Source organism: Terrabacter sp. P5_B1 (genome assembly GCF_056400505.1).
This window is the reverse complement of record NZ_JBFULD010000197.1, coordinates 1-7983: the sequence shown is the minus strand read 5'-3', so window position 1 is coordinate 7983 and position 7983 is coordinate 1. Positions and strand designations below refer to the sequence as shown.

Below are 7983 nucleotides of genomic sequence, written 5' to 3'. Positions count from 1 at the left end.
GCTCTGGCCACCGGGGCCGCTGCTGCGGTAGACGTCGATGCGCAGGTCGTTCGGGTCGATGGTCACCTCGACCTCCTCGGCCTCGGGCATGACGAGCACGCCCGCGGCGGAGGTGTGGATGCGTCCCTGGCTCTCGGTGACCGGCACCCGCTGGACGCGGTGCACTCCGCCCTCGTACTTGAGGCGGGCCCACGGCCCCTCACCCAGGCCGGGAGAGCCCTTGGCGCGCACGGACACCCGCACGTCCTTGTAGCCGCCGAGATCGCTCTCGGTCGCGTCCTCGATCGCGGTGCGCCAGCCGCGCTGCTCGGCGTAGCGGAGGTACATCCGCAGCAGGTCGCCGGCGAAGAGCGCCGACTCGTCACCACCCTCACCGGCCTTGACCTCGAGGATGACGTCGCGGTCGTCGTCGGGGTCACGCGGCACGAGCATCCGGCGCAGGTGTGCCTCCGCCGCCTCGAACCGGGCCTCGAGCGAGGGCACCTCCTCGGCGAACGACGCGTCGTCGGCGCCCAGCTCGCGGGCGGCCGCGAGGTCGTCACCGGCCGCCTGCCACTCGCGGGCGGCCGCGACCGTCGGGGCCAGGGCGGCATACCGCTTGTTCAGCGTGCGCACGAGGTCCTGGTCGCCGTGCACGGCGGGGTCGGCGAGCTGCTGCTCGAGCTCGGCGTACTCGTCGAGGATCGACTGGACGGATTCGAGCACGGCGGGCCCTTCGGCTGAGGGACGTATGGGGAGACGGACGGGTACGACGAACGCCGGCCCCCGACGACCGAAGTCGCGGGAGCCGGCGTGCGGGAGACCTACTTGGCGGCCTTCTTGCCGTAACGGGCCTCGAACCGGGCCACACGGCCACCGGTGTCGAGGATCTTCTGCTTGCCCGTGTAGAACGGGTGGCACTGGGAGCAGACGTCGGCAGAGATCTTGCCGGACGTCTCGGTGCTCCTCGTGGTGAACGTGTTGCCACAGGTGCAGGTCACCGTGGTCTCGACGTAGTCGGGGTGAAGGTCCTTCTTCAACGTGGTCTCCTTGAGGTATTCGGCCGGGTCGGTCTCATCGCTGCTCACCTTGGGCGAGCCGCTCTCCCGTGAACCGGTCCAAAGGAAGAGTGTGCCAGAGAGGCGCACCTCCTCCCAAACGCGCGAGGTGGCCCCGGCATTCCCGCCCTGTGCGCAGGTCAGGGGGCCTCCGTCAGGCTCGCACGGTGGCGGGCTGGGCGACGGGCAGCACGACCTGCATGGTCGTCCCCTCCCCCTCGACCGAGGCGATGACGAGCTCGCCACCGTGACCCTCGACGATGGCGCGCACGATGGCGAGGCCGAGACCGGTGCCCGGGATGGCGGCGGCCGTGGCGTTCCCCGCGCGGAAGAACCGCTCGGACAGGCGCGCGAGGTCCGTGGCCGGGATGCCGATGCCCGTGTCGTGAACCGAGATGATCGTCGAGTCGCCGGACCGCTCGGCCGACAGCAGCACCTGCCCGCCTTCCTGCGTGAACTTCACGRCGTTGGACCCGAGGTTGATCAGCGCCCGCTCGACCTGGCCCCGGTCGACCCGGACGACGAGGTCGTCGGGGACGTCGTCGCAGACCAGCTGCACCCCACCGTTGGCCGCGACCGGCTCCATGGTCTCGGTGACGGTGCGCAGCAGGTCGCGGACCGCCACGTCCTCGGAGACCGCCTGCAGACCGCTGATCTCGATCTTGTTGAGCACGAGGAGGTCCTCGATGAGGCCGCGCAGGCGCGTGGCGTTGCGCCCGATGATGTCGAGGGCCACGTGCTGCCCGTCCGTGGCGTCGCCGAAGTCGCCGTCGACGAGCAGCTCGAGGTAGCCGCTGATCGAGGTCAGCGGGGTGCGCAGCTCGTGACTGACGGTCGCCATGAAGTCGGTCTTCTGCCGGTCCAGCTCGGTGAGCCGACGCACCTGCTCGTCCTGCATCTGCGACAGCCGCAGCGCCACGATCGACTGGGCGGCGATGGCGGAGCACTGCTGGGCCGCCTGGATCTCGTGGCGGTGCCAGCGTCTCGGCGCGCCGACCATCATGACCGACAGGATGCCCAGGCCGCGGCCCCCGGTGCCGACGGGCAGCATGAGCAGGCTCCGCGCGCCGGTCGCCCGATGGAAGGCGCGGGCCCGTTCGTCGTCATAGGACTGGTGCGCCAGAAGGTCGCCGATGTCGAAGAAGCCGGCGTCGCGACGCAGCTCGTCGTTGACGGACCCGACCTGCTGGGCGAGCGACCGCGGCAGCGGAGGCAGGTCGGGCAGGTCGGCGGTGTGCCACTGGAGGCGGTCCTCGATGGTCTGGCCGTCGTCGGCGAGGGTGTAGAGCAGCACGCGGTCGGCGCCGAGACCGGAGCCGAGCTTGGTCGTGACGCGCTGGAGCGCCTCGTGGACGTCGACGGCCGAGCGGACGGTGCGACCGACGTCGAGGACGAGCTCCTGCATCTCGAGCACGGCCGCCTGCTGGTCGACGAGCCGGGCATTGGCACGGGTGAGGTCGTTGAAGTTGCGCGCGAGCATGCGAACCTCGAAGGCGCCCTCCTCCTGGTTGGCCATCGTGATGACGTCCTCCTCCGCCTGGCGACGCACCACCTCCCGGAGTCGCGCGAGCGGGCGCCCGACGGCGCGGTCCATCCCGAAGCCGGCGGCGACGAGCACGAGCACCACCGCTGCGGCGACGGCGGTGATGACACCGGACGTGATGGTCGTGGCCTCGCGCGAGTCGATGCGGGCGGCGTCGCGCTGGGTCTGGATGCTCGAGCCCAGCGCCTCGTTGGTCGAGCGGAAGCGGGCGTAGGCCGCCGCCGGGCCGGCCCGCTCCGCTGCCGTCGCGACCTTGCCGGCCGAGAGTCCCCGCAGGGACTGGCGGACCGCGACGAACCAGTCGTCGACAGCCGCCCGCTCCGCGGAGACGAGACGCGAGTAGCGCGCGTGGTCGGCGCTCGAGAGCTCGTCGCTGCGCGTGGTCGCCGCGAGGTGGTCCAGCTCCGCGTCGACAGCCGGCTGGACCGTCAGCGGGTCGAGTACGGAGGGGATGCCCCCGGCCTTCTGCTGCCACGCCCCCTCGGCTCGGGTCATGTCGAGCAGGATGGCGACATTGGACTCCCGCGCGGGTCCGAGCGCGAGGGTGAGCGCACGGACCGCCGTGCCCTGCGAGCGGATCGTCGCGACGGAGATGATCGCGCCGACCGGCACGAGGATGACGAGGATGGCGACGAGCCGGCGGATGTGGCTGCCGACCGAGCGCCTCGAGACCGCGGGCAGCACGCTCGTCACGCCGGGTCCTCGTCGAAGCCCGTGCGGGTCATGACGCCCCAGACGTGCTTCTTACCGCGCAGGCTCGACCACCATCCCTCGAGTCGCCACCACACCGTGGCCTGTCGGTAGCCGATGTTCTCCAGGACGGAGGCGGCGACGGTCTGCCAGACGGCACGCCACCGGTCGTGCTTGTGGAAGGCCCACTCGTCGACGACCATCGCCGAGAGGGTCACGAGCACGGCATACCCGTAGGCGAGCACGAGGAAGAGGATCGCGAAGGGGACGTTGACGACGCCGAGGAGCAGGGCGAGCGGCACGACGAGGATGCCGAACAGCTCGAGCAGCGGCGCGATGAGCTCGAAGAGCCAGTAGTAGGGCAGCGCCAGCCAACCGATGCGGCCGTACTTCGGGCGGAAGAGCATCGAGCGGTAGGCCCACAGGGTCTCCCAGAGGCCTCGGTGCCAGCGGCGCCGCTGGTTGCGCAGCACCTTGGCCGTCACCGGCACCTCGGTCCACGACACCGGCTCGGGCACGAACTCGATGCGGTAGTCGCGGCCCTCGTCGCGCAGCTTCTTGTGGATGCGCATCACGAGCTCGAAGTCCTCGCCGATGCTGTCGGGGTCGAGGCCGCCCACCTCGACGACGACGTCGCGGCGGAAGAGCCCGAACGCCCCGCTGATGAGGATGAGGCCGCCGAGGCGCGACCATCCGGCGCGGCCCAGCAGGAAGGCCCGGAGGTACTCGACGAGCTGAATGCGCGGGAGCCAGGTCTGCGGCATCTCCACCCGCACGATGCGCCCCGAGACGACGCGGCTGCCGTTGACCGGGCGGATCGCTCCGCCGGTGGCGACCATGCGGGTCGGGTCGTCGGCGAAGGGGCGGGTCACGTGCAGCAGACCGTCGGGCTCGAGGATGGAGTCGCCGTCGATCATCGCGACGAGCGGCTCGCTCGCGGCGTTGATGGCGACGTTGATGGCCTCGGACCGACCGGAGTTCTCCTTGCGGACCACGACGAGCCGGGTGCGGCCGTCGCGCGGGACGTGGATGCCGAGGACCTGCGCGCGGATCGGGATCTCGTGCGGAAGCTCCCGGGGCACCTGGACGAGGTCGAAGGCCTCCTCGAGCCGGGCGAAGGTCTCGTCGCTGCTGCCGTCGTCGACGACGACGACCTCGTGCCGCGGGTAGCGCAGCGTCAGGAACGACTTGACCGCCATGACGATGCCGGCCTCCTCGTTGTAGGCCGGGACCAGCAGCGACACACCGGGGGCGAGGCCGGCACCCTGCCAGGCCACCGCCGTGGCCCGCCTGCGCTGTTGTGCCCGGAACTCGAGGTAGGCCAGCACGATGAGCACCAGGAGCGAGGTGTTGATGAGGACGAAGTAGATGATGATCGGCACCGCGGTGACGTCCATGCTCCACACGACGAAGGACCGCAGGCCCGACGTGATGCCCTCCCAGCTCATGCGGAGGCTCCCTGGAGGCTCGCGAGCAGGCGTGCGGTGCGCACGGCGGGGTCGTCGGCGTGGCCGACGAGGGCGTCGCTGCCGTCCGGGCCCAAGGAGAGCAGCGCGGTCGCAGCGAGCTCGGCCAGCCGCGGGTCGAAGTCCTCGAGGAGCGCGGCCAGCGCCGGGACGGCTCCGGTCTCGCCGAGCTCACCGAGRGCGACGACGCAGGCGCGGCGCAGGGCCAGCGGCTCGGACTCGGCGGTGTGGCGCACGAGGATGTCGACGTCCTCGCCGCGCCCGAGCCGGCCGATGGCCGTGGCACTCGTCTCGCGGACGGTGAGGTCGGGGTCACCAGCGAGCAGCCGGCGCAGCTCGGGCAGGCCCTGGGTGAAGCTGCGCTCGCCGCTGAGGTGGGCGGCGACCATGCGGGTGCGGGCGTTGTCGTGAGCCAGGCCCTCGCGCAGCACCTCCGAGATACCGACACCCATCGACTGCAGCGCCTCGGCGGCCGTGGCTGCGGGCAGTCCTCGCTCGGGCGCACCGATCGCCGCCAGAACCGGCCCGGCGGCCGCGGGGTCACCGATGAGGCCGAGGGCGTATGCCGCGCTGTTGCGGACCTCCACCGCCTCGTCCCCCAGCGCCTCTACGAGGAGCGGGACGGCGTGCTCGGCGCGAGCGAGGCCGAGCAGCTGGGCAGCGCGCGCCCGCTTCACCGTGGACCGGCTCGTCATCTCGGCCGCCGCCCCCTCGACGGCGCCGTGCTCCTCGAGCACCTGGACGAGCTGGTCGGCGGGCACGCCACGGATCTTGCTGAGCATGCCCACGATGTTGCGGTCGAGCACGTCGCGAGCCGCGCCGGTCGCCCCCCGCAGCTCGTCGGCGGCAGAGCCGTCGTCGTCCTCGCCCGAGGCCACCGTGATCAACGGCGTTCGAAGCGGCGAGAGCAGCATGGCGTCGCGCTGGAGGCGCGTGTGCCGCCTCGCCCGGACGGCGACGACCAGTAGGAGGAGCAGCAGGCAGGCGCCGAGGACGACGACCGTGGCGCCGACCAGAAGCGTCGCCCCGATGATCACGAGACCCCGGCGCTCATCGCGCCCTGGCGAGCATGCCATTGACGCGGTGCAGCAGCTCCCTGGGGCTGAACGGCTTGATGACGTAGTCGTCCGCGCCGACGGCGAAACCGGTGTCGACGTCGGAGTCCCGCGACTTCGCACTGAGGAGCAGGACGGGCACCGCCCCGAAATCGCTCTCGCGGATCTTGCGCAGGACGTCGATGCCCGAGAGCCCGGGCATCATGACGTCCAGCACCGCCAGCTGGGGCGGGCTGGCCTCGAAGGCTTCCCAGGCACTGACGCCGTCCGGGACGGCCTCGACGGCATACCCCGCCTGGGTCAGCTTGAACTCGACGAGGTCTCGGATGTCTGCGTCATCGTCAGCCACGAGAATTCGGACGGGGCTGGCATCAGGGCCGCCGGCAGGCGCAGACATGGCACTCCATGGTGACGATCGGGTGGTCGCCCCATTTTATGGACATTTGCCCGCAATGCGGTCCGAAACGCCGAAAGGGGCGGCGCGATCTGGCGCCACCCCCTCCCGAGCGATCCGTCAGGACTCGTCGCCGAGCCTGGACCCGCTCGTGGCCTGGACCTGGGTCAGGAACTCGTAGTTGGTCCGCGTCTTCTTGAGCCGGTCGATGAGCAGCTCGATCGCCTGCTGCGCGTCGAGGCCGCCCAGGACCCGACGCAGCTTCCACATGATCTTCAGCTCCTCGCTCGCGAGCAGGATCTCCTCGCGGCGCGTCCCGGAGCTGTTGATGTCGACGGCCGGGAAGATCCGGCGGTTGGCCAGGTCGCGGCTGAGGCGAAGCTCCATGTTGCCGGTGCCCTTGAACTCCTCGAAGATCACCTCGTCCATCTTCGACCCGGTCTCGACGAGAGCCGTCGCGAGGATGGTGAGCGAGCCACCGTTCTCGATGTTGCGCGCCGCCCCGAAGAACTTCTTCGGCGGGTAGAGCGCTGCCGAATCGACCCCACCGGAGAGGATGCGCCCGCTCGCCGGGGCTGCGAGGTTGTAGGCGCGACCGAGCTTGGTGATCGAGTCGAGGAGCACGACGACGTCGTGACCGAGCTCGACGAGGCGCTTGGCACGCTCGATGGCGAGCTCCGCGACCGTCGTGTGGTCCTCGGCCGGCCGGTCGAAGGTCGAGGAGATGACCTCGCCCTTGACTGCTCGCTGCATGTCGGTGACCTCTTCGGGACGCTCGTCGACGAGGACGACCATGAGATGGCACTCGGGGTTGTTCGTCGTGATCGCGTTGGCGAGGGTCTGCATGATCATCGTCTTGCCCGCCTTGGCCGGGGCCACGATGAGGCCGCGCTGGCCCTTGCCGATGGGGGCCACGAGGTCGATGATCCGCGTCGTGAGCACGTGCGGCTCGGTCTCGAGCCGCAGTCGCTCCTGCGGGTAGAGCGGGGTCAGCTTGCCGAACTCGACTCGCTTGACGGCCTCCTCGGACGTCTGACCGTTCACCGTGTCCAGGCGCACGAGCGCGTTGAACTTCTGTCGGCCCACGCTTCCCGAGGGCTGCTCGCCCTCGCGCAGCGCCTTGACGGCACCGGTCACGGCGTCGCCCTTGCGCAGGCCGTTCTTCTTGACGATCCCGAGCGGCACGTAGACGTCGTTGGGGCCGGGCAGGTAGCCCGACGTGCGGACGAACGCGTAGTTGTCGAGGACGTCGAGGATGCCACCCACGGGAACGAGGACGTCGTCGTCGCCGACCTGCAGCTCCGAGTCGTTCCAGTCCTGGCCACCCTCGCGGCCGCGGCCGCGCTTGCGATCCCGGCTGCGCTGGCGGTTGCGGCTGCGTCGGCTGCCACCGTCGTCGTCGTACGAGGACTGCTGCCCACGACCGTGGTCCTGCTGCTGGTCCTGCTGCCGGTCCTGCTGCCGGTCCTGCTGCCGGTCCTGCTGCCGGTCCTGCTGCCGGTCCTGCTGCCGGTCCTGCTGGCGCGACTGCTGACGGTCGTTCTGCCGGTCGTTCTGCCGGGCGTTGCGACCGCCCTGCTGGCGGTCACCCTGCTGACGCTCGGAGCCCTGCTCGCGGTCGCCCTGCTCGCGTCCGGTCTGCTGGCCACGGTCACGCTGTCGCCCGGCGCGGTCGTCCGTGTCGGAGCCCGCCTCCTCGGCCGCTTCGGCACGCTCGGCGCGCTCGGTCGAGGGCGCGTTCTGCGCGTCGGCACGCGCCGCCCGCGTCTCACGCGATCCCCGGGGGGCGCGCTCGGAC

General features: G+C 71.0%; 7 protein-coding genes. All 7 read right to left on the bottom strand.

Going from position 1 to position 7983, the window contains the following annotated elements; all coding sequences use genetic code 11:
* The coding region (locus AC1DP0_RS14310; RefSeq protein WP_478085217.1) for a PCRF domain-containing protein at positions 1-705 on the bottom strand (705 nt) is incomplete at its 3' end.
* A 98-nt stretch (positions 706-803) separates the two neighbouring features.
* A complete protein-coding gene (rpmE, locus tag AC1DP0_RS14305; RefSeq protein ID WP_344255827.1) occupies positions 804-1019 on the bottom strand; it encodes a 50S ribosomal protein L31 in 216 nt (71 codons plus the stop codon).
* A 172-nt stretch (positions 1020-1191) separates the two neighbouring features.
* On the bottom strand, positions 1192-3273 hold the full coding sequence (locus AC1DP0_RS14300; protein ID WP_478085216.1) for a sensor histidine kinase: 2082 nt from the start codon (positions 3271-3273) through the stop codon (positions 1192-1194).
* Positions 3270-4718, bottom strand: a complete 1449-nt coding sequence (locus tag AC1DP0_RS14295) for a glycosyltransferase family 2 protein (protein WP_478085215.1) — start codon at positions 4716-4718, stop codon at positions 3270-3272. The genes AC1DP0_RS14300 and AC1DP0_RS14295 overlap by 4 nt, the downstream gene beginning before the upstream one ends.
* Positions 4715-5773, bottom strand: coding sequence for a HEAT repeat domain-containing protein (locus AC1DP0_RS14290; RefSeq protein WP_478085214.1), 1059 nt, complete (start codon positions 5771-5773; stop codon positions 4715-4717). The genes AC1DP0_RS14295 and AC1DP0_RS14290 overlap by 4 nt, the downstream gene beginning before the upstream one ends.
* Positions 5774-5786: 13 nt before the next feature.
* Positions 5787-6188 (bottom strand): response regulator transcription factor, encoded by a 402-nt coding sequence (locus AC1DP0_RS14285; protein WP_478085213.1) that lies wholly within the window; start codon positions 6186-6188, stop codon positions 5787-5789.
* 117 nt (positions 6189-6305) lie between these two features.
* Positions 6306-7983: transcription termination factor Rho (gene rho, locus AC1DP0_RS14280; protein WP_478085212.1), on the bottom strand; the 1678-nt coding region annotated here is incomplete at its 5' end.